A 25,221-nucleotide genomic window follows, 5' to 3' on the forward strand; every position below is an offset into this window, starting at 1 on the left:
TTTCACGACTCCCTTTGCTGTGTCTTGATGGGAGGATTAAAGCAATAATTGGGCCATATTCTGGATGCGCTGATTTTTCAGGATTTCTGCCACGCCTTGTGTCCTCACTGATGATGCGGCGCACAATCTCGGGGCGTTTTGCTGCATTTTGGTGCGGTGATGCGGTCACCGGGGGTTGGGACGGCAGATGGGATCGACTGGCATTCCGGTCGGGAGGGTGGCAGCTACTTCGTAGCATTCGTAGCATTCGCTGATCGCTTCGGATCTGATGAATCGATCGCTGCGGAAGGGCAACTTTTTCGCGTCTGCCAGGCAAATATCCGGTTAAAATGCCCTCGGGTTGAAGCAGATCCTATTGCCAGACATGCCGTTCAGCCTGCCGATGCAGATGGCGGCCATTGGGACAAACCGGGAGAGAATCGATGTATCGAGGGTATATCGCGGCAGTGTTGACATTGCTGGTGACGCTGTTGACCGGCTGCGCCACCAATCCGATGCGCCAATATGACTCGGAGCTCAAGGAAACGGTGAACCTGGTGAAGACCGGTGCGGTCAAACAGGCAATCGAGCAGGTCGAGAAAAATAATACCGCCGGCGCTCTGTCGCAGGACAAAGACATCCTCTATTACTTCGAGAAGGGCGAGCTCCTCAGTCTTGACAAGGACTATGCCGGAAGTCGCGACACCTGGCTGAAAGCCGACGCCATCATTCAGCAATGGGAAGACGAGTACCGTACCAATCCGCAGAAGCTGATCGGCGACATTGGTAGCTACCTGATCAATGACAAGACGCGGCGCTATGACGGTCAGGACTACGAGAAGGTCATGTTGTCGGCGCAACTCACCCTTGATCATATCCTCCTCGGCAGTGCCGATCTGGCGCGCATCGAGATGAAGAAGACCTACGAGCGCGAGCAGTTGATCAAGTCTTTCCGCGAGAAGGAATACGACAAGCTCAAGGAAGAGGGCGACAAGCTCAAGGTCGATAACGATCCGAAGCATCTCAAGGACTATCCTCTCGCCGAACTCGACACACCGGAAGTCCGCGATTTGAAGAACGGCTACCAGAATGCTTTCGCACACTACCTTGCCGGCTACTTCTTCGAGGTCACCGGCGAACCTTCGCTCGCCGAACCCGGCTACCGCAATGCCTTGCAGCTTTCGCCAAACAAGCTGCTCATCCAGGGCAGCCTGAAAAACGTCGGCCGGCGCAAGCCCGGGCCGCGCGAGTCGGACGTGCTCTTCGTCGTAGAATCGGGATTCGCGCCGTCGTGGAAGTCGATCACCATCCCGATCCCGGTGCCGCGCAAGAATGGCCTGGTGGTCACGGCACTCTCGTTTCCGGTACTCAAGGCCGAGAACCGCGGCTTCGTTCCTCCGGTTTTGACGGTCGCCGGCCGCCAGTTGCCGGTCGAGACGCTGAGCAACATCGACACCATGGCGCGTCGGCTGCTCAAGGATCAGATGCCGTCGATCATTCTGCGCACGGTGATCCGCGCTGCACTGAAAGCCGTCGCCGAGGAGCAGGCGAACCAAGCGTCGCCGATCCTCGGTATCGCGGTCGGCGTGGCTTCCGTGGCCACCGAGCAGGCCGACGATCGCAGCTGGCGCACGCTGCCCGAGCGCATTTCGGTGGCGCGCGCGATCCTGCCACATGGTCGGCAAACGGTCGAGTTCCAGACCGGCGCCGGCGCTTACCGCACCGAGGTCAACATCGGTAGCCGCTTCACCATCGTTCCCATCCGACTTACCGGCGGTGCCGTCTATGTTGGCCAGCCGAACGTCGCCATCGACGGCGCTCAGTCGACCAGTACCAAGTCCGATGCCCGTCCCCCGACACGTGGCGTTCGCGGCAAGCCGGCAAATGCGGCGGCAACCCAGTAATCCTGCAGGAGATTCTCATGACACGCATCTTCCTTATCGCGGTCAGCCTGATTTTTGCTCTCGCTGCCGCCGGCAACGCGCTGGCCGCGGCCGAACGGCGCGTCGCGCTGGTGATCGGCAACAACGACTATCAGAACGTCACCAAGCTGGAGAAGGCGGTCAACGATGCCAATGCCGTGGCCCGCGAACTCAAGAAGATCGGCTTCGAAGTGATGGCCTACAACAACGTGGGGCAGAAGAAGATGAACCTGGCGGTCAACGAGTTCGTGCAGAAGATCTCCGGCGGCGGGGTCGGCGTCTTCTTCTTCGCCGGACATGGCTTGCAGGTCAACAATCAGAACTTTCTGGTGCCGGTCGACATGGATTCTCCGCGCAGCGAAAACGACCTCGCCGACCAGGCGGTGAGCGTGCTGGCGATCCAGGACAAGATCGCCGATGCCAAGGCCAAGTTCACCCTGCTCGTTCTCGACGCCTGCCGCGACAATCCCCTGCCGAAGAAGTCCGGCACGCGCTCGATCGGCGCCACGCGTGGTCTGGCGCCACCACAGGCGCCCAACGGTCAGGTCGTTCTCTATTCGGCGGGCGCCAATCAGCAGGCGCTCGACAAGCTGGGCGACAACGACAACAACCCGAACGGCCTGTTTACCCGCGAGTTCCTGCCATCGATCACGCAGCCGGGAATCAGCGCCACCGACGCGATGCGCAGGGTGCGCAGCACGGTTACCCAGAAGGCGAAGTCGGTCGGCCACGACCAGCAGCCGGCACTCTACGAACAGACCGATGGCGACTTCTATTTCGTCGCCGGCCAGGCACCGGCCGGCGCCAGTACTGCAACGACGGTGGTGCAGACGGTCGACCCGAAGGCGGTCGAACTGGCGTTCTGGGACAGCATCAAGAACAGCAACACGCCGGATGATTTTAGCGATTACCTCAGCAAGTATCCGGACGGGCAATTTTCCGCACTGGCCAAGCGGCGCTTGACCGCCACCAGCCAGACAGTAACCCGCGGCGGCGACTCTGCTGCTGCGCCGGCGCCGGCACAACTGGCGCTCAGCAGCCAGCCGCGACCGGCGGCAGAAACAGCGCCGAGCATCGCCAGCAAGATCGAGGAATTGGGCAAGATGGCTTCCCTCAAGGTGAGTGACATGCGCGCCACCAAGCGCGACAACCTGCTGCGCATCCAGGTCGAGATCACCAATACCAGTTCCAGCAACCAGCAGCTGTACTATCGCTTCAAGTGGCTCGACCGCGATGGCTTTTCCGTCTGGGACGATGAGCCGTGGAAACCGCTACTGGTTTATGGACTGCAGAAGCAATTGATCAACGTCGTCGGACCGACCTTCAAGGCGACCGATTTCCGGCTAATCCTGCAAAGCCCGAACAACATCAGCAACTGAGTCGTGGCAGCCGGCAGCGGTGAGCGCTCGCCTGGCCCGAGGCGACTTTCACCTCAAACCGGCGGCGCCACCAGCCCATTTCGCAACACGACCGCTCGCCGGTCGCCAACATCGCCATCAGGAGGTAATGCAATGCAAGGTCAGTCCAATTACGAAATCCGCTTCACCCTGCTCGCCAGCACATTGGTACTGGCACTTGCCGGCTGTGCGACGACTTCGTCGCCGACGGTTGGTGGCGGCAATGTCAGCTACGGCGATTCCAAGGCCGTCGAAACGGTGACCACCGACCTCGGCTCGACCGACATCCAGATGATTTCGGAAAAAATGACGCAATCGCTGATTCAGCACCCGTTGATCCAGGATCTGATCCGCAAGCGCCAGTTGCTGATGGCCTCGCCAGTGAAGAACAAGACCAGCGAATATTTCGACACACGCCTGATCACCGACACCATCCTGACGCAGTTACAGAAAAGTGGGGTCCGCTACGCCATCGAGGGCGAGGATATGCAGAACCAGGTCGATGAACTGCGTCGGCAGAATCAGAGCGGTCTCTATGACAAAGGCAAGTCGGTCAAAATGGGGAGAATGCAGGGTGCCAAATATCGTATCGATGGCAGCATCTCGTCGATTGTGAAGAAGAACGTCGACATCAAGGACGTCTACTACAAGATGAACCTGCGTCTGGTTGAGATCGAGACCGGCATTGTCGAATGGTCTGACGAAAAGGACATCCGCAAATCGGCCAGACGTTAGTCGCCAGCCCTGTCAAGGCACCAGGAGATCTTGAGATGAACGCCATCAACCTTGTCCGTGCGGGCGTTTTCGCACTTCTCGCCGCCACCAGTCTCGCAGTCGCAGCGCCGCCGCCCAAGGTCGCAGTGACCGATCTCGCTTATGAGGAACGTGTCAGTGAGTATTTTCGCGTGGTTGCGGCCAACGAAAAATCGTCGCTGCGCGCTTCCGGTCGCGAAAGTGAGCGTGAATCCGACTATGGTTATGCGCGGCGCAGCAGCGGTTCGCTGAACGCCAAGTCGGAGAGCAGCTACTACGAGGCGGAAGGCACCTACAGCTACATCGAGCGCGGCGAGTTACGCAAGTTTACCGCCGACATCAAGGGCGAGATGCTGAAGTCGGGCCGTTTCCAGTTGGTACAGGGCAAACCCTTCACCGACAGTAAGCACGTCGAGAGGTTGTATGACGTCATCGCACGTGTCAGGCAGGGCATGTATCCTGGCGCCGACTATGTACTCTTCGGATCGATCAATAGTATGGAATTCCGCCAGGAAGCCAACCCGATCGACCACACCAACACCGTCTCGCATACGCTCAGCCTTGAACTGGTCGCTGAATTCAGTCTGATCAGCACGCGCGACTACAAGATCAAGGCTGCTTTCAGTGCGATGGGCACCGGCCAGGATGTCAAGCTGATGACCAGCCGTGGCGGCCGTGTCGTTCTCAACCGAGGAAAGGTCGTTTCTGAGGTCTCGAAAAGCCTTGGTGAAGATGTCGCCCGCCAGTTCGACGAGCAATTGGGAGGTATCCGCGGCGACGATTCGCGCGGTGACAGCAGCTATCGCACGCGTGAGGAACCCAATCGTGAGGAAGTGATCATTTTCCGCTGAGAGGCAAAATAGAACTGCTTGTTCCTGGTTGGCCAGCTTGAGCACATGCTGACAGCGATCATGAACGAAGATCCAGCCCCACAGCCGGAGCTTCCGTCCAGTCGCGTGGCGCCAGCATGTCGTAGAGTGCGGCCTCGGCGCTGCCGGCTTCCGGGTGCCAGTCGTAGCGCCATTTGACGAGCGGTGGGAGCGACATCAGGATCGATTCGGTGCGCCCGCCCGACTGCAGGCCGAAGAGCGTGCCGCGATCCCAGACCAGGTTGAACTCGACATACCGTCCGCGCCGGTATGCCTGGAAGTCACGTTCGCGTTCGCCATAGGGCAAGGTCTGCCGCCTTGCAATGATCGGCAGGTAGGCTTCCGTAAACGCGTCACCGACCGCCCGGGTGAGCGCGAAGCAGCGCTCGAAGCCACCCTCGTTGAGATCATCGAAGAAGACGCCACCGACTCCGCGTGGCTCGTTGCGGTGCTTGAGGAAAAAGTACTCGTCGCACCATTGCTTGTAGCGTGCGTGCGTGCCTTCCCCGAAAGGCCGCAGCGCCTGTTTGCAGGTCGTGTGGAAATGCCGGATGTCTTCCGCAAAAGGGTAGTAGGGCGTCAGGTCCATGCCGCCGCCAAACCACCAGGCGGGCTCGGAATCGGCACGGGTCGCGATCAGCGCGCGCACGTTCATGTGCGCGGTCGGGCAGTAGGGATTTTCCGGATGCAGTACCAGCGAAACGCCCATCGCGGCGAAAGCGCGCCCCGCCAGTTCGGGGCGTTTGGCAGTTGCCGAGGCCGGCAGCGCGGCGCCGCTGACCTGCGAGAAAGCGACGCCGCCGCGTTCAAAAATACGGCCACCCTCAAGAATGCAGGTGCAGCCACTGCCCGCGAGTGGCGAGTCAGCTTCCTTTTCCCAGGGGTCGGCGCGGAAGCTCGCGCCAGTACTGCCCTCGAGCGTTTCGAGCGCCGTGACGATATGCGTCTGCAGGTCGGTAAAGTACGCCTTGAGGCGGGCCGGGTCGATCATCCCTGGCCTGCGACTGCCGGTGCCTGCCTGGTTTCGCTCACCGGCTGATGGCGCGGTGGCCGATGTCCCGGCGATACTGCATGCCGTCGAAGTGAATGCCGACAATCAGGTCATAGGCGCGTCTCTGTGCCTGTTTGACGTTGTCGGAAAGTGTCGTGACGCACAGCACACGACCACCGGCGGTGACGATTCGGCCATCGCTTTCGCTGCTGCCGGCATGGAAGACATGGCAGTCCTCGCTGTTCTGCGGTAGACCGCTGATCAGATCGCCGGTGCGTGGGGTGCCGGGGTAATTGGCTGCAGCCAGTACGACGCCCAGTGCAACGCGACGGTCCCAGCTCGCTTCAACCAGGTTGAGCCGGCCGGCCAGGGCATGGTCGAAGAGAGTCAGCAGGTCGGATTTCAAGCGCATCATGATCGGTTGTGTTTCCGGATCGCCAAGCCGGCAATTGAACTCGACGGTCTTGACCGATCCGTCCTTGCCAATCATCAGGCCGGCGTAGAGGAAGCCGGTGTAGGGGATGCCGTCAGCGGCCATTCCCCGGACTGTCGGCAGGATGATCTCGCGCATGGCGCGGGCGTGGACTTCAGGAGTGACCACGGGTGCCGGTGAGTAAGCGCCCATGCCACCGGTGTTGGGGCCGGTATCGCCGTCGCCGATGCGCTTGTGATCCTGACTCGATGCCAGCGGCAGGGCATTCTTGCCGTCGACCATGACGATGAAGCTGGCTTCTTCGCCTTCAAGAAATTCTTCGATCAGCACGCGTGCCGGGGCCGAGTCTTTCGCTGTGCTGTCACCGCTTGCGGGGAGCATGTGGTTGATCGCATCATGGGCATCGGCCAGGTTCATGGCTACCACCACCCCTTTGCCGGCGGCCAGTCCATCGGCCTTGATGACAATCGGTGCGCCCTGCTGGTCGACGTAGGCATGTGCCGCGCTGCTGTCGGAGAAGGTCGCGAAGCGGGCGGTGGGAATGTTGTGCCTGGCCATGAAGCGCTTGGCGAAGTCCTTCGAACTTTCGAGTTGGGCGGCTTCCCTGGTCGGACCGAAGATCTTCAGGCCACGGTCGCGAAAAAGGTTGACAATACCGGCGGCGAGCGGTGCTTCGGGGCCGACTACCGTGAGATGGACCTTGTGCTTTGCGGCGAAGTCGGCGAGCGCCTCGGGGTCGGTGATGTTGACATTCTCGAGTTCACGCTCGCGCGCAGTGCCGGCGTTGCCCGGTGCGACGAAGACCTTCTGCAGGCCCGGGGTCTTCGCCAGACGCCAGGCGAGTGCATGCTCACGACCGCCGGAGCCGATGACCAGTATCTTCATGACCATCCTTTCACCACCAGAACTGCTGTGTGTGCCCGTTGGTGCGCACCCGTCAAACTGCGCCGTACCCAGGCACTGATAAGCCTGTTCACAATCTTCTGCACCACATCTTCCCCCGCTGTCGCTCGCTCGAGAATCAGTGCCGGAAGTGCCGGGCACCGGTGAACACCATTGTCAGGCCATGCTCGTCGGCGGCAGCGATCACCTCCTCGTCACGCATCGAGCCACCTGGCTGGATGACTGCCTTGGCGCCTGCAGCCGCCAGAACGTCAAGCCCGTCGCGGAAGGGGAAGAAAGCATCGGAGGCGACACAGGAACCTGCCAGGTCGAGGCCGGCATTCTGCGCTTTGTTGGCGGCGATGCGAGCCGAATCGACGCGGCTCATCTGGCCGGCGCCAACACCGAGGGTCATGCCGCGTCCGCAGAATACGATGGCATTGGACTTGACGAACTTGGCAACGCGATAGGCGAAAAGAAGATCCTCGATCTGCGCATCGGTCGGTGCGAGTTTGCTCACTACCCTCAGGTCGGAGGCCTGGACGTTGAAGCGGTCGGGCGTCTGCAGCAGCAACCCGCCACCGACACGCTTCATTTCGAAAGTATGCTGGCCCCTGGCCAGCGGCAGTTCGAGGACGCGCAGATTCTGTTTGGTGGCCAGCAGCGCGCGGGCGGCGTCGCTGAAAGCCGGTGCCAGCAGGACTTCGACGAAATGTTTGCGAGCATTCATGGCGGCCACGACATCGGCGTCTACCGTGCCGTTGAAAGCGATGATGCCGCCAAAGGCGGAAGTCGAGTCGGTCTGGAAGGCTTTTTCGTAGGCAGACAGGAGGCTGAGATCGATCGCCACGCCGCAGGGATTGGCGTGTTTGATGATCACGCAGGCGGGAGTGTCGAAAGTCTTGACACATTCCCAGGCGGCGTCGGCATCGGCGATGTTGTTGTATGAGAGTTCTTTGCCCTGCAACTGCCGGTAGTTGGCGATCGAACCCGCCAATGGTGTGGGATCGCGGTAGAAGGCTGCCTGCTGGTGCGGATTCTCGCCGTAACGCAGCGTCTCGACGCGATCGAAAGCAAGTTGCAGAGAATCGGGAAACGGCCCGGCCTGGTTCGATGCGTCGAGCGAAGTCAGCCAGTTGGCGATCGCCGCGTCGTAGCGCGCAGTGTGCGCAAAGGCCTTTTTGGCCAGCGCGAAGCGTGTGCCGAGACTCAGTGCACCATCGCTGGCCGCCATCTCGGCGAGCAGAGTAGAGTAGTCCTCTGGATCGGTGACCACGGCCACGCCGGGGTAGTTCTTGGCGGACGAACGCAGCATGGCCGGACCGCCGATGTCGATGTTCTCGATTGCCTCGGCGAGGGTGACGCCGGCCTGGGCGATGGTTTCACGAAAGGGGTAGAGATTCACACACACCAGATCGATGGTCGGGATGCCGTGCCGTTCAAGCGTAGCCATGTGCTCGGGCAGATCGCGACGCGCCAGGATGCCAGCATGTACCTTCGGATGCAGGGTCTTGACGCGGCCGTCGAGCATTTCCGGGAAACCCGTGTAATCGCTCACCTCGGTGACTGGTAGGCCGGCGTCGCGGAGCATCCGAGCGGTGCCACCGGTCGATAACAGTTTGACATCGTGGGCGATCAGGCCCTGCGCGAATTCGAGGGCGCCATTCTTGTTGGAGAGGCTGATCAGGGCTTGGCGGATTTTCATGGTGGGCAGGTGGCAGCTCTTAGAAAAGGGTAAAAGGAATGTTCAGTCGATCAGCTTGTGGTCGAGCAGTTTCTTGCGCAGTGTGTTGCGATTGATCCCGAGGATCTCGGCCGCCAAGGTCTGGTTGCCGCCGGCCTGTTTGAGAACGACTTCAAGCATTGGGCGCTCGACGCTCTTGATCACCATCGCGTAAACTGCAGCCGGCTTCTCGCCTTCAAGCTGTTGAAAATAGTTTTCCAGCGCCTTGCCGACGCAAGTTGCGATATGGTCATCATCGTTGCGCTTCATGCTGCGAGATCCTCGAAGTTGGCATGCGGTGAAGGGGCAGAGCTGACGTAGCTCAGATGCTCGTGGTGTTCAGCGAGGGCGGAGAAAAAATCATGGACTGCCTGTCTTTGCAGTTCGATGGTCGGCAACTGGTTCATCCTGTGACGGAAAGCCGCCGAGCCGACCAGACCCCTGGTATACCAGGAAATATGCTTGCGTGCGATACCGACACCGGTGTCGACGCCGTAAAAGAGATATAGATCCTCAAGGTGTTCGAGCAGCACCTCGTGAATTTCACTGACCAGGGGTGGCGGCAGGTGCGTCCCGGTGTTCAGGAAATGCTCGATCTCGCGGAACAGCCATGGGCGCCCCTGCGCGGCGCGGCCGATCATCAGCGCGTCGGCATGGGTAGTATCAAGAACATGCTTTGCCTGTTCCGGAGAGCCGATGTCGCCGTTGGCGATGATGGGAATTGTCGCTACGGCTTTCGCTGCCCGGATCGTCTCATATTCGGCCTGGCCGCTGTAGCCGCAGGCGCGCGTGCGGCCGTGCATCGCCAGAGCTCTGATACCTGACTGCTCGGCGATCTCGAGGATACTCAGGGCGTTGCGACTGTTCTTGTCCCAGCCGGTACGGATCTTCAGCGTCACCGGTGTGCCCGGTACGGCATTGACGACGGCTTCAAGAATCTGCCGGACCAGCGGTTCGTCCCTGAGCAGGGCGGAACCGGCCATGACGTTGCAGATTTTCTTCGCCGGGCAGCCCATGTTGATGTCGATGATCTGGGCACCTCGTTCAACATTGTAGCGTGCCGCAGCGGCCATCATCGAGGGACTGGCGCCGGCGATCTGTACCGAGATCGGGGCAAGCTCGCCCGCATGGTTGGCACGGCGTTGGGTCTTCATGCTGCCATACAGCAGGGAGTTTGAAGTGACCATCTCGGACACGGCCAAACCCGCACCCATGCGCTTGCAGAGTTGCCTGAAGGGGCGATCGGTGACGCCCGCCATCGGCGCGACGAACAACTGATTGCGAAGCGAAAAACCGAGAAATTCCATGCTGGTGAGGTGCCGGAGGGCAAGGCAAGACCCGGATTCTACCGCGATTGCTGCCGCGAAAACAGACACTTCTTGCCTCCGGGTGAGGCGCGAAGGGGCATTTTCGCCTGTTCACCGGCCGGATCGCCGATCCTCGCTAGCGGTTTTCTTTATGCCAGTTGTCAACCGCCACCAGAAGAGAGCGTTATCCCAGCATGGATGGCAGGAAAATATACTTCGACAGGAGAATACAATGGGTAGCCTAAGCAGCGAGTCTTTTGACCAGTTTCTCGATTCACTCAAGCAGGCGGGTGTGGAAATCAGCAATGAAGGTGAGTTGCGCGAGCGCTTGGCCGAAGCTCAGCGTTGGCGCTTTGCTTTCGCTACGCTGGCAGCCAATGGCCGTCCTTTGGGGATTCGTTTTCAAGATAGTAGTAGTGGCGTGAACGAGGCGGATATTCACCGCGCCTTTGCGCGCTTCCAGTTTCCTGAAATTTGGCAGACCACCTTTGCTGCCAGCCTGCGGGCTGAGCACTGACCAGTCCCGAAAGTGGCTGTGCCGCCGGTTCGTTGCCTCAACAGACCGGTCTCTTCCAACAGTTTCGACCCCTCCGACGTTTGCACAACGTTGATGCTTGTTGAACGACGGTGGCGAGGTGAGTCATAATGTCGGTATGAACGACTCACCTCCCCAGGACCCGCGTCGGCGGCTCCGTGAACTTCTCGCCATCCCTGAGCGCGATCGCACCGACGAGCAATGGGATGAACTGATCGAGATCGAGATCACCCTTGCTCCGGGAAACCGCGAGTCCGAGCGTCCTTCGGACCGCCAACCGGAGAAGCGCCAAGGAACTCCCGGTCAGGTCCGTCGCCCGGACCAGCGCAAGACCGGGGCCCGGCCTGCCACCCAGAGGCCGGACCCGCGCCCGCCTGCTGCCAGAACCGAACCCGCAGCGGAGGCGCAGCCTGACCTACGATCGCCCGACGCGCGACCGCCAAAGCGACATGTTCGGCGGCCAAGGCGTCCACCCGAGACCCCAAGCGAAGGCTGACTCGGTTGCGTGCTCAGCACCGCCACCGAGTAAATGGCGCTGTGACCGCATGCCGACAGCCAGCGCTTGCCAAAAGTGGTGTCAAATCAGCCAGTGCTCCCGGTTCGTAGCCACAGGCACTTGCCTTTGCTGGCTTGTTCAATGGCTGCTAATAGCTGCTCGTGCACAGCAAGTTCTTCCTGGCTGGCGCGCCGGACCTGCTGTGCCCGACGCTGCCTGCCGGGGCTGAAGGTTCCGGCAGCGTCGATCCCGTTCGTTTTGTCGTCGCCAAGATCCATGATCAGGCTTTCCTGACCGCGGGTCATTGCCAGATAGACCTCGGCAAGAATCTCGGCATCGAGCAAGGCACCGTGCAGCGTGCGGTGCGAGTTGTCTACTCCGTAGCGGTCGCAAAGCGCGTTGAGGTTGTTCTTCTTTCCGGGGTGTAGATCCTTGGCCATGCGCAGGGTGTCGCACACACCGTGGCAGACCGTGTTCACCGGCGCCATGTCGAGCAGCGCCAGTTCGGCGTTCAGGAAACCGACGTCGAAAGCGGCGTTGTGAATGACGAGTTCAGCATCGCGCACAAAGTCGAGGAACTCCGCCGCAATATCGGCAAAGCGCGGTTTGTCGAGCAGAAACTCGCGACTGATCCCGTGCACCGAGAGGGCGCCAGAATCGATATCCCTCTCCGGATTCAGATAGCTGTGGAAGTGTCGGTTGGTCAGGCGCCGATTGCGCATCTCGACGCCGGCGATTTCGATGATGCGGTGTCCGAGCTTGTGCTCCAGGCCGGTCGTTTCAGTGTCCAGGAAAATCTGGCGCATGTTCGTCTTCCTTGAGGTCTATTGCGGCTTGCGGGTAATTGACAGCTCGTCCATGGCGCGATTGGCCAGAGCGTCGGCGCGTTCATTGCCGCTGTGCCCGGCATGCCCCTTGACCCAGGACCATTTGATCCGGTGCTGGCCAGTCAGCTCATCAAGACGCTGCCAGAGGTCGGCGTTCTTGACCGGCTTCTTGTCGGCAGTGCGCCAGCCATTGCGCTTCCAGTTGTGAATCCACTCGCTGATGCCTTTTTGCACATACTGCGAATCGGTATGCAGATTGACTGTCGCCGGTCTCTTCAGCGCTTCGAGGGCACGTATCGCGGCAGTCAGTTCCATCCTGTTGTTGGTGGTGGCCACTTCACCACCCCAGAGTTCCTTCTCCCGATCGCCAGCCCGCAGGAGAACGCCCCAGCCGCCGGGTCCAGGGTTGCCGCGACAGCCACCGTCGGCGTAGATGGTGACGACTTCTTCATCGCTCATGGGATTTCCTTTTTGCTGACTATGGACAATGCCTTACGAGGGGACCGCTGTTGCTTCCAGCTCGGCAGGATCAGACGCATGCCATGCACGCGCTTGATCGCACGCAGCAGATAGACGCCGCCGGCAAAAGCCCACCAGCGATCGCCGGCGGCTTCCATGAAGTGCCAACGCTTCAGCCAGTGCTCATGTGTGCATGGCGGTGAATAACAGCCAAAAGTACCCCGTTCGACCTCGAAGCCGAGCAGTTGCAGCCAGTCCTTGAGACGCCGTACCGACAGGTAGTGGCCGTTCCACGGAAAATGGCCGGGGCAGTTCGGCAGAGCACGGCGCAGACCCCAGATGGAAATCGGGTTGAAACCGGTAATCAGCACTTCGCCTTCCGGGATCAGGACGCGCTCAACTTCGCGCAGAATCTGGTGTGGGTCCGCACGGAACTCAAGGACATGCGGCATGACCACCAGATCGATGCTGTGTGCCGCGAAGGGAAGTTGCCGAAAATCGCAGAAGACATCGACCTGGCCCGAATCGTCTGCCACCTGTCGGAGGGGGATACGGTTCTGGGCAAGCAGATCGCACTGTGGGAGACCCAGCTGGACGGCATTGTAGCCAAAAAGGTCGGCGACGACCGCGTCGATCCTGGCTTGCTCCCAAGCCATGACGTAGCGCCCTTGCGGGCTTTCCAGCCAGGTGTCGAAGCCAGGGATTGACATTTTCCGCAGTTCTTCCAAAATCGACCAATGTTCAAAGTTACCAGGATTCCAGCCTTCAAGGATAACTACATCTGGTTGTTGCGCAAGGGCGCGACAGCAACTGTGGTTGATCCTGGCGATGCGCGCCCCGTTCTCGACGTGCTCGAGCGAGAGGGTTTGTCGTTGAGCGCCATTCTCATCACCCATCACCACGCCGATCATCAGGGCGGGGTTGCCGGATTGCTGGCACAGCATTCCGCCGAGGTCTTTGGTCCAGCAGCGGAGTCGATTGCCGGTATCAGCAAACCCTTGCGTGGTGGCGACACGGTGAGCATTGCGCCTTGCGACATCGAATTTCAGGTGATCGCAGTGCCCGGACACACGCTTGGACACATTGCGTATTATGGCTCAGGCTGCCTGTTCTGTGGCGACACCTTGTTCGCCGGTGGCTGTGGCCGTCTGTTCGAGGGGACCGCCGCACAGATGGCTGATTCGCTGGCTCGTCTGGCCGCGCTGCCGGATGACACAGCGGTGTATTGCGCCCATGAGTACACGCAGGCGAATCTGCGCTTTGCGCTGGCGGTCGAGCCCGGGAATCGGCGGCTGCAAAGCCGTTTCGAGGAAGTTGCTGCGACTCTTGCCAGGGGGGGGGCTACGCTGCCATCGACGATTGCCATCGAGAAGGCGAGCAATCCCTTTCTGCGTTGTGGCGAACCGGAAGTGGTGGCTTCAGCCCGCAGCAGAGTGCCTGCGGCGCGCGATGAAGTGGCGGTATTTGCTGCACTGCGCGAGTGGAAGAACCACTTCTGAACGTTCGTTCAGCCGCTTTCGTCGGGCGTAGTGAGTCGCCTGGCTGACTGCCACGCCCGGCTGACCGTGTTGAGCACCTTGCCGGCGTTGAACGGCTTGATGATGAAGCCACTGGCGCCGCCCTGAATCGCTTCCCGGACGTTGTCCACGCTGGGGCTGCCGGTGATCATCACGACGACGATCTCCGGGTGCGTGGCCCTGATCGTCTGCAGGGCCTCGAGGCCACCGATCTCGGGCATCAGGATATCCAGGCAGATGATATCGGGCCGCAGGCGCTCTACGAGTTCGAGTGCGGCGACACCATTCCTCGCTTCGCCAATGACCTCGTATCGCTTGCTGCGCAGAATGGTGCGCAGCAGCGTCCGCATCAGATCGTTGTCATCGACGATGAGGACTCGCTGAAGCGACGATGAGTTCATCCTGCGTGCCTGTGAAAACTTGTCGGAATCCGTGGCCGGAAGCGTCCAGCCGCAAGCCGGTGGCTACGCTGCGGCTCGGCGCTTGTCGCAAGGCGAGTGCGGGAAAAGCCTCGTCGTGCTAAATTGGTGTTTTCCCCAGCCTGCCTGCGGCCAGCTGTCATGACCGAAAAAAACCGTACCGCCACTGCCACCGCCTCCATGAGCCTCAGAAAATACGGGTTGCGCGTTATACTTTGCGTGCTGGTCATCGGTGCTTTGGGCTATTTTGCACTGCCTCCGCTCGTGCAATCGACGCTTGTCGAGAAACTCTCCGAGGCCTTGCACCGACCGGTAACCGTTGACAGCATCAGCATAAACCCCTATGCGCTGTCCTTGCAAGTTGTCGGACTTGCGATTCAGGAAAAAGGGGGAGGAGAGAAGGTTCTGGGATTTGACCGCCTGTATGTCAACGTCGAATCGACTTCGCTGTGGCGTGGTGGCCCGGTAATCAGTGAGCTGAAACTGGAGGGGCCGGCCTTGAAGGTCGTGCGTCTGCCTGACGGACGCTTCAACTTCTCTGATCTGATCGACGAGTGGATGGGCAAGCCGGAGTCCAATGATCCTGTCTCGCTTTTTTCACTCAACAACATCCAGATCACTGGCGGCAGGCTCGAATTCGACGATCAGGCCAACGGGGGAAAGCACCTCATTGACGAGATTAACATTGCGCTGCCGTTTATCTCGAGCTTGCCCCAGGCCACCGAGATCTATGTCGAGCCAGCTTTTTCGGCGTCGATCGATGGCTCGCCACTACTCGTCCAGGGCAGGAGCAAACCTTTCGCAAAATCGATCGACAGCGAGTTGGCGTTTGATTTTCGTGATGTGCAACTGGGCAGATATATTGCTTATGTGCCGATTCGCTTGCCGATTCAGGTCGTCTCCGGTGCCCTCGACAGTGACTTGAAGCTGGTTTTTCGCCGACAGGACGACCAGCATTCGACCGTTGGTCTCGCAGGCAATGTCGCCATTCGGGATCTGAACGTCCAGGATTCTTCAGGTTCACCACTGCTGTCCCTGAAGCGCATCGACGTTCAGCTTGGGTCTCTGGATCCGATCAATCGAAACTTCGTGATCGATAGGGTAGCCGTCGATTCGCCCGAGATCCATGCGCGGGTCAGTCGGCAGGGCACGATCAACTGGATCGATTTCTTCAGCAGGGAACTCTCAGAACTCGCAGCCCACGAGGGGGCTGCGCCGGATGTGCAGCCTGCACCGCTCGCGTGGTCGCTGGGCGAAGCGAAGCTCACCGGCGGTGCGCTGCGCTGGCTCGACGAGTCGCATGGCAAGCCATTCCATGCGAGCGTCGAAGGAATCGATCTTGCCTTGCAGAAACTGGATTCCAAGGGTGGCGCTGCGGCCGAGTTCGCTGCCGCCTGGCGCCTGCAGGCTGCCCAGTGGATCAAGGTCGATGCTTTCTCGGTCAAGGGAGGTCGGCTGGATCTGGCCAAGCGTGAAGTGGTGATCGATGAGGTCGCGGCACGCGGCGCCAGCTTGCTGATTCGGCGCGCTGCCGACGGCAGCATCGAGTTTGTCGAGCCTCCTTCCTTGCGTGTGGTCAAGGCTTCGCAGAAGGATTCCTTGCGCCCATGGCAGGTGAGCGTCGCCAAGTACCGCGGTGAAGACCTCGGGCTGCGTTTCGAGGATGCGGCTGTCTCGCCGGTGGCGACGCACACCATTGAAGGCATGAGCATTGATGCCGAAAACCTGTCCACCGAACCCGGCAGGACCGCCAGGGTGTCGACGCGTTTGCGGCTCAATCGCAAGGGAGAGGTCGAGGCTGCTGGCAGCGTGAAGGTCTTCCCGCTCGATCTGGACCTCAAGGTGGCCGTCAAGACGCTGGAACTCTTGCCACTGCAACCCTACTTTACCGAGCGGCTGAACATCGATGTCACCCGCGGCCAGGTGACGCTGAACGGAGTCGTGCAGTTGCGCCAGGTCGGGACCGGCGCCGTCGACGCGGCCACGCTGGCTGGGGGAGTCTCCGGGCAGGTGACGGTAGGCGATTTCTACGCGGTGGACAAGATCAATTCCGCCGATTTCCTCAAGTGGAAGTCCCTCTACCTCGGCAAGATCGATGTGCGCCTGAATCCGGATTCGCTGTCGATTGGCGATGTGGCGCTCGCTGATTTTTTTGCGCGCGTGATCATCAGCCGTCAGGGCCAGCTGAACCTGTTGCAGATCGTTCGCCAGACCGACGCAGCACCATCTGCCGTGGCAGCCAAGTTGTCGGCGCAAGCGGAGGGGCTTGCCGGTGCAGGTACGGCGGTGGCGCCGCTGGTCGCCAGCGGCAAGCCATCGCTGCCGATCAAGATTGGCAAGATCACGCTGCAGAACGGCGATATCCGGTTCAGCGACAATTTCATCAAGCCGAACTACTCGGCCAATCTCAGGAAAATTGGTGGAAGCATCAGCGGGCTGTCCTCGGTGAATGACAGCGTCGCGAGCCTCGACCTGCGCGGAAGTTACGACAATATCGCGCCTATCAACGTATCGGGGCAGATCAACCCGCTGTCGGCCAAACCCTATCTTGATCTTCAGGCCGATATCAAGGGGATCGAGATGAGCTCACTGTCGCCGTACTCGGGCAAGTATGCCGGGTACGCGATTGAAAAAGGCAAGTTGTCGCTGTTCGTCAAGTACAAGATCCAGAATGACCAGCTGACTGCCGAGAATCGGGTCTTTCTCGATCAGCTGACCTTTGGCAACGCGGTAGATAGTCCGGATGCGACCAAGCTGCCGGTGACTCTCGCCCTTGCCCTGCTCAAGAACCGCAACGGAGAGATCGACATCAATCTGCCGATCGCCGGTTCTCTCAATGATCCCGAATTCAGTGTCGGTGGTCTGGTCGTCAAGGTGATCGTGAACCTGCTGGTCAAGGCGGTGACTTCGCCCTTTGCCTTACTGGGATCGATATTTGGCGGTGGTGAGGAGTTGTCGAACGTCGAATTCGCTTTCGGACAGGCATTGATCACGCCTCCGGCACAGCAGCGGCTGGAAAATCTGGCCAAGGCCCTGATCGACCGGCCCGCGCTCAGGCTCGAAATCGAAGGGCGTGCAGACCCGGAGAACGATCCCGAGGGATTGAAACGAGATCGCCTGGATCGCAAGCTGCGGGCGCTGAAGCGGGATGATTTGACCAGGAAGGGTGTCGAGAGTGGTTCGACGGATGCCATCGAGATCGCTGCCAACGAGTATCCCGTGCTGCTTGAGCGTGTCTATCGTGCCGAGAAGTTTCCCAAACCGCGTAATCTGGTGGGTCTGGTGAAGGGGCTTCCGGTCGAGGAAATGGAGAAACTGATTCTCGCCAATGCCGTCGTGGATGAGGAAGATTTGCGAGATCTTGCCGATCGCAGGGCAAAAACGGTACTGGACTGGCTGGCGGCCCATGAGGTTCCCGCAGAGCGCCTATTCCTGCTGCCGGTGAAGCTGGTGACGACGGATGGCAAATCGGAAGCAGCAAACAGGGAAAGCCGAGTTGCCCTGTCCTTGAAATAGAACTGCCTTGCGAATCTGGACAGTCCTAACGGTCATGACTTTTCCAGGCACCACCGATCATGAAGGTCATGACCGTTTCCCTCTCCCCCAACCCCTCCCCCGCGAGTGGGGAGGGGAGGTTCGTGAGTCGCTGACGCGACTTTCATGGTAATCGGAAAGAAGCTGCGGATGAGTGAGTATGTGGCAAATACTCCAAGTAAAGGGGCTACAGCAGAAGAGAAATGAGCAAAACCGAACTCGAAGCAGCGTTTTGTGCGACGACGTATCGGGTGACGACCCCCGAGGGCTTTTTTTCCTTGCGAATTGGCGTACCTGCCCCCGCTTTCGACGCTTTCCTGCTTGGCCTGGCCGCCGCTCAGCATCTGGCCTGCGATGACGAGCCTGGGAAGGCCTCCGAGATGTGCTGGGGGATAGTTACGGCATACAATCCGGCAGCGCTGTTCCCTGAAGAGAAGAACCGGCTTGCTCAGGAGCGATTGCTCGAAAGAATCCAGGCCTTGGGCTGGTGTTTTCTTGCCGCCAGCAACCTTGCCGACGACGGTATCTGGCCCGAGGAACCGAGTTATCTGGTATTGCAAGCGGACGAGCAACAAATGCGCATGCTGGCGAGCGAGTTCAGTCAACTCGCCGTGGTTTGTGGACGAACGGGCTCGGTACCGAAACTGCTCTGGCTTTGAGGCTTGCCGGGGATAGTGACTATGGTTGCCTGACCGGTGGCAGGCGCGCCTGGATACGCCTGGAATATTTTTTCTGTGAGGTGATGGAGCACTGTGAGCAAGCACGTTGGGCGTTTCGAGATCATTCGTGAACTGGGTCGAGGTGCCCAGAGCATTGTCTATCTCGCTCGTGATCCACATTTGCAAAGACAAGTGGCGATCAAGACGCTCCACTTTGCACGTTCTGATCCGCAGCAGAATCGCCAGTTGCTGGATGAGGCAAGGATGGTCAGCCAGTTACGCCACCCGAACATCGTTCCGATCTTCGAGGCTGCCGAGGAACGGGGTGATCTTTATCTCGTTTTCCAGTACGTCCCGGGCAAAAACCTGGCCGAGCACCTGGCGCAGAGCGGCGCGCCGAAGCCAGCCAGAGCGATTGCGATCATGCAGGCGATCCTCGATGCAATTGCGCATGCGCATGCGGCGGGAATCATCCATCGTGACCTCAAGCCGAGCAACATTCTGATTGACGACGATGAACTGCCGCGCGTGATGGATTTCGGCATCGCCGCTCGTACCGGGGCGCTGTCGGGCGACGGCGGACAACTGACTGGCACACCGGCCTACATGGCACCAGAGTACATTTTGCAGCGCACGAGCAGCGAACGGTCCGACATTTTTTCGGCGGGCATGGTTTTCTATGAGTTGCTGACCGGCAAGCGGGCGATTCCCGGGAACGACATTCTGCTGGTGATGAAACAGATCGCCAGCGAGGACATCCGGCTGCCGCAAGACAGCAGCGGCCTACTGGAAGAGCGATTGGCGCATCTTCTCTACCGGGCGCTGGCGCGCGATCCACAGAGTCGCTACGAATCAGCCAGGCAGATGCGCGAGGCGCTGGACGACTACCTGGCACCGGAGACCCTGCAGCCGTCGGCCGATCCGAGGCAGAGTACGATCGATTTCCTGTTGCGGCGCATGCGACACAAGAGCGATTTTCCGGCCCTCTCGGAGTCGGTCGGGGCGATCAACCGGATCACGGCCTCGGAGAATCAGAGTATTTCCGAAGTCTCGAACACCATCCTCAAGGATTTCTCGCTGACCAACAAGCTTCTGCGCATGGTCAATTCGGTGTATTACCAGCAGGCGGGTGGCGGCAACATCAGCACGGTTTCCCGCGCGGTGGTGGTCCTTGGTCTCGATGCGGTGCGCAGCATTGCCATCACGGTGTTGCTTCTCGATCACCTGCAAAACAAGGACAATGCCAATCAACTCAAGGATGAGTTCCTGCGTGCCAACCTGGCCGGGGTACTGGCCAGGGACCTTGCCGGCAAGAGCGCTGCGCGCCTGGACATCGAGCAGGCCTTTATCTGCTCGATGTTCCACAATCTGGGTCGTTTGCTGAGCCAGTATTACTTCCCGGAAGAAAGCGCCGAGATGAAGCGCATGCTGCTGCAGAAAAACTGTTCCGAGGAGGCGGCAGCACTGCAGGTGCTGGGGATCTCGCTCGAGGATCTCGGCATTGGCATTGCCCAGACCTGGGGATTTCCAAGATTGATCGTCAATAGCATGCGTCGGCTTCCGGCGGGCAGCATTCGCCGCTCGCTCAATCCCGAAGATCGCTTGCGGGTGTTCTCGGCGCTGTCGAACGAGCTATGCACGGTGATTTCGGAAACCGCAAGCGAACAGCAGGCGAGAGAACTGCGCAAGATCGCGGCGCGTTTCGGCGAGGCCGTCGCACTCGACGAACAGGAACTGCGTAGTGCCCTGGAAAAATCGCTGGAGCAGGTGACGCAGTTTGCCGCCACCATTCATCTGAATCTGCAGCAGACGCGTTTCGGCAGGCAGATCACGGCCTGGGGAGGTGCGCCGACCAGTCCGCCAACGCTCGAATTGATGCCAGGTACCGACGATGGCCTGGCAGGTACAGTTCTCTCGGATGTCATTGCAGAGGGGGTAGCCGCAGATCCTGTGGTCGATTGCGGCGAATTCGCTGCCGGGACTGAGACGGTGGCCAGCGAAGCCATCCTGCTGGCCGGAATTCAGGATTTGAGCAACGTGTTGGTCAACAGCTTCAAGCTCAATGATGTGCTGCGCATCACGCTCGAAACCATCTACCGTGCGAAGGGCTTCAAGCGCGTCATCCTGTGTATTCGTGAAGCGCGCAGCAATTCGATGCTCGGTCGTTTCGGCTTTGGTCCCGATGCACTGGATATCGCCAAGAGCTTCCGATTTTCACTCGTGTTTACCCCGGATATCTTTCATGCGGCACTTGCCAAAGGCGTTGATATTCTGATCAGCGACACCAATGATCCGAAAATTGCAGCGCGCATCCCGGGGTGGTTTCGCAAGGCGGTGGCTGCCGAAACCTTTGTCGTTTTTCCGCTCTGCGTCAACGGCAATGGGGTGGCCATGATCTATGCCGACCGCGCACATGCAGGCGAGATCGTAATTTCCGAGAAAGAACTGGCCTTGATGAGAACCTTGCGCAATATGGCTGTGCTAGCCATCAAGCAGTCGATCTGAGGTGATCGGCAGAGCGGTGCCCATCAGGCAGAGTCTGCCCGGGTCGACGTTTTTCCATGGCTTGACGGCCGCGCCGATCTACCAGAGTTTCCACCATGGTTCCTGACGATCCAGACCGCGGACGTAGTATTCGCTGTTTGGAAAGTTCTTGCGCATGACACGTTCGGCGTCGTCGCGCAGATCGGTGAGTCCGAGCGCGTCATAGGCCTTGACCATGATGAAAAGTGCTTCCTCGGTGGCCGGCGTATCGGGATAGTTCAACACCGCGTACTGGGCACGGTTCGCAGCTGCCAGATAGGCTCCTCGTTTCATGTAGTAGCGAGCGACGTGCAGTTCAAGCGAGGCCAGGGCATTGACCAGGTACTTCATGCGCAAGATCGCATCGGGCGTGTACTTGCTGTCCGGAAAGCGAGTGACCAGTTCGCGGAATGCGTCAAACGACTCGCGTGCGCTCTTCGGGTCGCGCTCGGTCATGTCCTGGTTGCCGATTGCGCCCATGATGCCGAGGTTTTCGTTGAAGTTGATCAGCCCACGCAGGTAATACACGTAATCAACATTCGGGTGATTCGGATGCAGCTTGATGAAGCGATCGCAGGCGGCAATCGCCGCCGCGGGCTCCAGATCTTTCCAGTAAGCGTAGGCGATGTCGATTTGCGCTTGTTGCGCGTAGCGACCGTAGGGATAGCGTGATTCGAGCTTTTCGAAGTACTTGATCGACTTGGCATAGGAGCCGTCATTGAGCGCATCCTTGGCTTCGGCATAGAGCTTGTTTGCCGACCAGCCAATGGTTTCATCCTTTTCTTCGGGAAAAAGCCCACAGCCCGAGAGCAGAGAAACGACAATGAGCGCTGCGATAACCGCTACACTACGCATGATGGAAAACCCGAAGAAAAGAAAGGCATCGGCCGATGCGAGCAAGCAGGACATCGGGTACGCCGATTATAGCTCAAACCCCGGCATTGCCCTGATCGTGCCTGGCGAGTGCAGCGGCCAACGCCTGGACCAGATTCTTGCGCGCCTGCTGGCGCAGCATTCGCGTAGCCGCTTGCAGGGCTGGATACGCGAGGGCAGGGTGGTGGTGAACCACGCGCCGATCGTCGAGCCTCGATACAAGCTGTGGGGTGGCGAAACCATCGAAGTTGCCGAAGCACCTGACGAACGTGCCGAATCGTCCACTCCGGAGGACATTCCCTTGCAGGTGGTCCACGAGGATGAGCAGATGATGGTCATCGACAAGCCGGCTGGCCTGGTTGTTCATCCGGGCAGTGGGAACTGGAGCGGCACCTTGCTGAATGCCTTGTTGCATTATGCTCCACAACTCGACAAGGTGCCGCGGGCCGGCATTGTGCATCGACTCGACAAGGATACCAGTGGTCTGATGGTCGTCGCCAAGACACTCGAGGCGCAGACCGATCTGATACGGCAGCTGCAGGCGCGAACCGTCAAACGCCATTATCAGGCCTTGGCGCGGGGCATCGTCGAGCGCTCGGGGAGCGTGGATGCACCAATCGGCCGGCATCCGACCCTGCGGACTCGCATGGCAGTGGTGCGGACGGGCAAACCGGCGCGCACGCACTACCGGGTGCTGGAATCGTTCGTCGGGTGTACGCTGATCGAGTGCGCGCTGGAAACCGGGCGGACGCACCAGATTCGCGTGCACATGATGTCGGTCGGGCATCCGCTGGTTGGTGATCCGGCATACGGCGGTGGCGCCAGTCGTGTGCCGCGAGGGCCCTTGTTTCCTCGCCAGGCGCTGCACGCGAGTCGTCTGGCTCTGACTCACCCGCAGACGGGTAGAGCGGTATTCTGGAAATCGAGCTTGCCCGAGGACATGGCAGCGCTGCTCGAAACACTGCGGCAGGAAGTGCTGTCAGTGCGCAGCAGCGAAGCAACATACGATCCAGACGATGAAGACGCCTGGGATGATGGAGATCAGGAGGGCGGCCCGGAAGTGATCTACATCGATGACGATGAGGTAGTCGATGAGCAATGAGGAGCCACTCATGCGTGGCCACCTTCGCGACTTGGCGCTTGAACCTTGAACCCATGACCGCCTGGATTATTCCTGACTGGCCGGCACCGGCGAGTGTACGCAGCCTCATCACGACTCGTCAGGGTGGGGTGAGCAGGGCACCGTACGCCAGCCTCAACCTCGGCGATCACGTGGGTGATGACCCTCTGGCGGTAGCGGCCAACCGTCAACGGCTTGGCCGGAGTCTGCCGGCGACACCCTGCTGGCTGCAGCAGGTGCACGGCACGACAGTGCTTGACGCCGGTGCAGGCAGCGCGCAAGTCCGGGTAGCCGACGGCGCATTTGCGCGCAATGTCGGTGTCGTCTGTGTGGTGATGACTGCGGATTGTCTGCCGGTGCTGCTCTGTGACCGCGCCGGGACCGTCGTTGCTGCCGCGCATGCCGGTTGGCGCGGCCTGCAGGCCGGCATTCTGGAAAGAACGGTGGCCGCCATGGCGGTGCCAGGCGTAGAGTTGCTCGCATATCTGGGGCCTGCCATCGGTCCTCAGGCCTTCGAGGTCGGCGGCGAGGTGAGGGCTGCGTTCGTCGATGCGCACGCGCAGGCGGCAGCCGCTTTCAAGCCACTGCCGCAGCCGGTTAACAGGTCTGGTGGCTGGCTGGCCGATATTTATCGGCTGGCCCGTCAGCGTCTTGCGAGCCTGGGTGTCGAAGGCGTCTACGGCGGAGAATACTGCACGGTCAGTCAAGAAAGCCGTTTTTTTTCGTATCGGCGTGACGGCGTGACTGGACGCATGGCGTCGCTGATCTGGCTATCCGAATAAAATCAGTGCTCGGGTTTCTCGTGGTCTGTGCGATCGCTCGCGGGACTTGCTTCTCTGGACATCCGTGCCGCACGACGCCGCCGACCGGCGCCGCCGAAAAGCCACAGCAGCAGTGTCGTCGGTGCCAGACCATAGAAAACGAGCGTCAATATGCCGGCGACGACACTGGTCTCGGTCAGTGCCATCAACACGGTCACGTATAGCCAGGCGATTACGACGATATGCATGAGCACATTATAAGCTGCCGCTTGCTTGACTGTCGGTGACCAGAGCCGGTGCACGTGGATGCGCAGGGGACTGGCTGCGGCAGCATGGCAAGTACTTTGGCATTGACAGCGTCGATGCTGCAATGCAGAATCACTAGTTCGAGTGTTGTTTCAACCGTCCACAAGAAAGGAAAAAGCTATGACGCAACGTGTTGCTTTGGTTACAGGTGCTATGGGTGGGATCGGAACGGCCATTTGCCAGGAACTGGCCAAGGCCGGCCACAAGGTGGTTGCCGCCTACCATCCGGAGTTTGACAAGCCGGAAGAGTGGACAAAGGCCATGGCGGAAGCCGGTTTCAACGACTTCATCTGTGTTGCCGGCGACGTCTCCGATTACGACTCCTGCGTCGCCCTTACTGCGGAGGCGGAAGCCAAGGCGGGTCCGATCGACATCCTGGTCAATAACGCCGGCATTACCCGTGACAAGATGTTCGCGCGGATGGAGCTGGCGCAGTGGAATGCCGTGATCTCAACCAACCTGAATAGCCTCTTCAACATGACCAAGCAGGTCTCGTCGAAGATGGCCGAACGTGGTTGGGGCCGGATCATCAACATCTCTTCGCTCAACGGTCTCAAGGGCCAGGCTGGCCAGACCAACTACTCGGCTGCAAAAGCGGGCGTGATTGGTTTCACCAAGGCGCTTGCTGCCGAACTGGCGGCCAAGGGCGTGACGGTCAACGCCATCTGCCCTGGCTATGTAGCCACCCCGATGGTGATGGCGATCAAGCCGGAGATCCTGCAGGGCATCATCGATACGGTTCCGATGAAGCGTCTGGCCAAACCGGAAGAAATCGGTGGCGCATGTGCCTATCTCGCTTCGGACATCGCCGGCTTCATGACTGGTTCGACGATGAACATCTGTGGTGGTTTGTACTATCAATAAACAGTTTCCTGGATCAGGAAAGTCAGGACAGGCTCCAATAGGAGCCTGTTTTTTTTGGTAGGCGTATAATTG

At 59.8% G+C, this 25,221-nt stretch carries 23 protein-coding genes; 12 read left to right on the forward strand and 11 right to left on the reverse strand.

Annotated features, from left to right (window positions below; all coding sequences use genetic code 11):
* Positions 1–422 precede the first annotated feature (422 nt).
* The 4 genes from V5B59_RS19105 (at position 423) to V5B59_RS19120 (ending at position 4,902) form a co-directional block, all read left to right on the forward strand.
* Entirely contained in the window at positions 423–1,883 is a 1,461-nt protein-coding gene (locus V5B59_RS19105) for a COG3014 family protein (protein ID WP_169069695.1), read from the forward strand.
* A 17-nt stretch (positions 1,884–1,900) separates the two neighbouring features.
* Positions 1,901–3,280: a DUF1425 domain-containing protein gene (locus tag V5B59_RS19110; protein WP_169069694.1), complete on the forward strand. Its 1,380-nt coding sequence runs from the start codon at positions 1,901–1,903 to the stop codon at positions 3,278–3,280.
* A gap of 132 nt (positions 3,281–3,412) precedes the next feature.
* Positions 3,413–4,033 carry a penicillin-binding protein activator LpoB gene (gene lpoB, locus V5B59_RS19115; protein WP_169069693.1) on the forward strand — a complete coding sequence of 207 codons (621 nt, stop codon included), beginning with the start codon at positions 3,413–3,415 and terminating at the stop codon, positions 4,031–4,033.
* Between the two features lie 35 nt (positions 4,034–4,068).
* Positions 4,069–4,902, forward strand: a complete 834-nt coding sequence (locus tag V5B59_RS19120) for a penicillin-binding protein activator LpoB (RefSeq protein WP_169069692.1) — start codon at positions 4,069–4,071, stop codon at positions 4,900–4,902.
* 58 nt (positions 4,903–4,960) lie between these two features.
* On the opposite strand, the gene hemF is transcribed toward V5B59_RS19120, so the two are convergent.
* The 5 genes from hemF to dusB form a co-directional block, all read right to left on the reverse strand.
* Entirely contained in the window at positions 4,961–5,911 is a 951-nt protein-coding gene (hemF, locus tag V5B59_RS19125) for an oxygen-dependent coproporphyrinogen oxidase (RefSeq protein WP_211203327.1), read from the reverse strand.
* Between the two features lie 37 nt (positions 5,912–5,948).
* Positions 5,949–7,229 (reverse strand): phosphoribosylamine--glycine ligase, encoded by a 1,281-nt coding sequence (gene purD / locus V5B59_RS19130; protein ID WP_169069690.1) that lies wholly within the window; start codon positions 7,227–7,229, stop codon positions 5,949–5,951.
* Positions 7,230–7,365: 136 nt separating this feature from the next.
* A complete protein-coding gene (gene purH / locus V5B59_RS19135; protein ID WP_169069689.1) occupies positions 7,366–8,931 on the reverse strand; it encodes a bifunctional phosphoribosylaminoimidazolecarboxamide formyltransferase/IMP cyclohydrolase in 1,566 nt (521 codons plus the stop codon).
* A gap of 42 nt (positions 8,932–8,973) precedes the next feature.
* Complete coding sequence (locus V5B59_RS19140) at positions 8,974–9,219, reverse strand: helix-turn-helix domain-containing protein (protein ID WP_034919415.1); 246 nt, start codon at positions 9,217–9,219, stop codon at positions 8,974–8,976.
* Complete coding sequence (gene dusB / locus V5B59_RS19145; RefSeq protein ID WP_169069688.1) at positions 9,216–10,256, reverse strand: tRNA dihydrouridine synthase DusB; 1,041 nt, start codon at positions 10,254–10,256, stop codon at positions 9,216–9,218. The genes V5B59_RS19140 and dusB overlap by 4 nt, the downstream gene beginning before the upstream one ends.
* Before the next feature lie 232 nt (positions 10,257–10,488).
* Here dusB and V5B59_RS19150 point away from each other — a divergent pair, with 232 nt between their 5' ends.
* Positions 10,489–10,773, forward strand: coding sequence for a hypothetical protein (locus V5B59_RS19150; protein ID WP_034919406.1), 285 nt, complete (start codon positions 10,489–10,491; stop codon positions 10,771–10,773).
* Between the two features lie 600 nt (positions 10,774–11,373).
* Here V5B59_RS19150 and dnaQ read toward each other — a convergent pair.
* The 3 genes from dnaQ to V5B59_RS19165 are packed head-to-tail and all read right to left on the reverse strand — an operon-like array spanning position 11,374 to position 13,283.
* Positions 11,374–12,093, reverse strand: a complete 720-nt coding sequence (gene dnaQ / locus V5B59_RS19155) for a DNA polymerase III subunit epsilon (protein ID WP_034919400.1) — start codon at positions 12,091–12,093, stop codon at positions 11,374–11,376.
* A gap of 18 nt (positions 12,094–12,111) precedes the next feature.
* Entirely contained in the window at positions 12,112–12,573 is a 462-nt protein-coding gene (rnhA, locus tag V5B59_RS19160; RefSeq protein WP_034919396.1) for a ribonuclease HI, read from the reverse strand.
* Positions 12,570–13,283 carry a class I SAM-dependent methyltransferase gene (locus V5B59_RS19165; protein ID WP_169069687.1) on the reverse strand — a complete coding sequence of 238 codons (714 nt, stop codon included), beginning with the start codon at positions 13,281–13,283 and terminating at the stop codon, positions 12,570–12,572. The genes rnhA and V5B59_RS19165 overlap by 4 nt, the downstream gene beginning before the upstream one ends.
* A 27-nt stretch (positions 13,284–13,310) precedes the next feature.
* Between V5B59_RS19165 and gloB the strand changes: the two genes are divergently transcribed.
* Entirely contained in the window at positions 13,311–14,072 is a 762-nt protein-coding gene (gloB, locus tag V5B59_RS19170; protein ID WP_034919392.1) for a hydroxyacylglutathione hydrolase, read from the forward strand.
* 8 nt (positions 14,073–14,080) lie between these two features.
* Here gloB and V5B59_RS19175 read toward each other — a convergent pair whose 3' ends face one another.
* A complete protein-coding gene (locus V5B59_RS19175; RefSeq protein WP_169069686.1) occupies positions 14,081–14,491 on the reverse strand; it encodes a response regulator transcription factor in 411 nt (136 codons plus the stop codon).
* A gap of 159 nt (positions 14,492–14,650) precedes the next feature.
* Between V5B59_RS19175 and V5B59_RS19180 the strand changes: the two genes are divergently transcribed.
* The 3 genes from V5B59_RS19180 (at position 14,651) to V5B59_RS19190 (ending at position 21,207) form a co-directional block, all read left to right on the forward strand.
* Positions 14,651–18,025 (forward strand): DUF748 domain-containing protein, encoded by a 3,375-nt coding sequence (locus V5B59_RS19180; protein ID WP_434735632.1) that lies wholly within the window; start codon positions 14,651–14,653, stop codon positions 18,023–18,025.
* A 221-nt stretch (positions 18,026–18,246) separates the two neighbouring features.
* Positions 18,247–18,702, forward strand: coding sequence for a DUF3293 domain-containing protein (locus V5B59_RS19185; RefSeq protein ID WP_034919379.1), 456 nt, complete (start codon positions 18,247–18,249; stop codon positions 18,700–18,702).
* Positions 18,703–18,795: 93 nt separating this feature from the next.
* Positions 18,796–21,207, forward strand: a complete 2,412-nt coding sequence (locus tag V5B59_RS19190) for a serine/threonine protein kinase (RefSeq protein ID WP_034919374.1) — start codon at positions 18,796–18,798, stop codon at positions 21,205–21,207.
* A 78-nt stretch (positions 21,208–21,285) separates the two neighbouring features.
* Here V5B59_RS19190 and V5B59_RS19195 read toward each other — a convergent pair whose 3' ends face one another.
* Positions 21,286–22,080, reverse strand: coding sequence for an outer membrane protein assembly factor BamD (locus V5B59_RS19195; protein WP_169069683.1), 795 nt, complete (start codon positions 22,078–22,080; stop codon positions 21,286–21,288).
* Position 22,081: 1 nt separating this feature from the next.
* Between V5B59_RS19195 and rluD the strand changes: the two genes are divergently transcribed.
* A complete protein-coding gene (gene rluD / locus V5B59_RS19200; RefSeq protein WP_169069743.1) occupies positions 22,082–23,200 on the forward strand; it encodes a 23S rRNA pseudouridine(1911/1915/1917) synthase RluD in 1,119 nt (372 codons plus the stop codon).
* A 53-nt stretch (positions 23,201–23,253) separates the two neighbouring features.
* Positions 23,254–24,000, forward strand: coding sequence for a peptidoglycan editing factor PgeF (gene pgeF / locus V5B59_RS19205; protein ID WP_034919431.1), 747 nt, complete (start codon positions 23,254–23,256; stop codon positions 23,998–24,000).
* 2 nt (positions 24,001–24,002) lie between these two features.
* On the opposite strand, the gene V5B59_RS19210 is transcribed toward pgeF, so the two are convergent.
* Positions 24,003–24,227, reverse strand: a complete 225-nt coding sequence (locus tag V5B59_RS19210; RefSeq protein WP_169069682.1) for a hypothetical protein — start codon at positions 24,225–24,227, stop codon at positions 24,003–24,005.
* Between the two features lie 178 nt (positions 24,228–24,405).
* On the opposite strand from V5B59_RS19210, the gene phbB reads away from it, so the two are divergent.
* Positions 24,406–25,149: an acetoacetyl-CoA reductase gene (phbB, locus tag V5B59_RS19215; protein ID WP_034919366.1), complete on the forward strand. Its 744-nt coding sequence runs from the start codon at positions 24,406–24,408 to the stop codon at positions 25,147–25,149.
* Positions 25,150–25,221 lie beyond the last annotated feature (72 nt).

Source organism: Candidatus Accumulibacter contiguus (assembly GCF_036625285.1).
In the GTDB taxonomy this organism is placed as follows: domain Bacteria; phylum Pseudomonadota; class Gammaproteobacteria; order Burkholderiales; family Rhodocyclaceae; genus Accumulibacter; species Accumulibacter contiguus.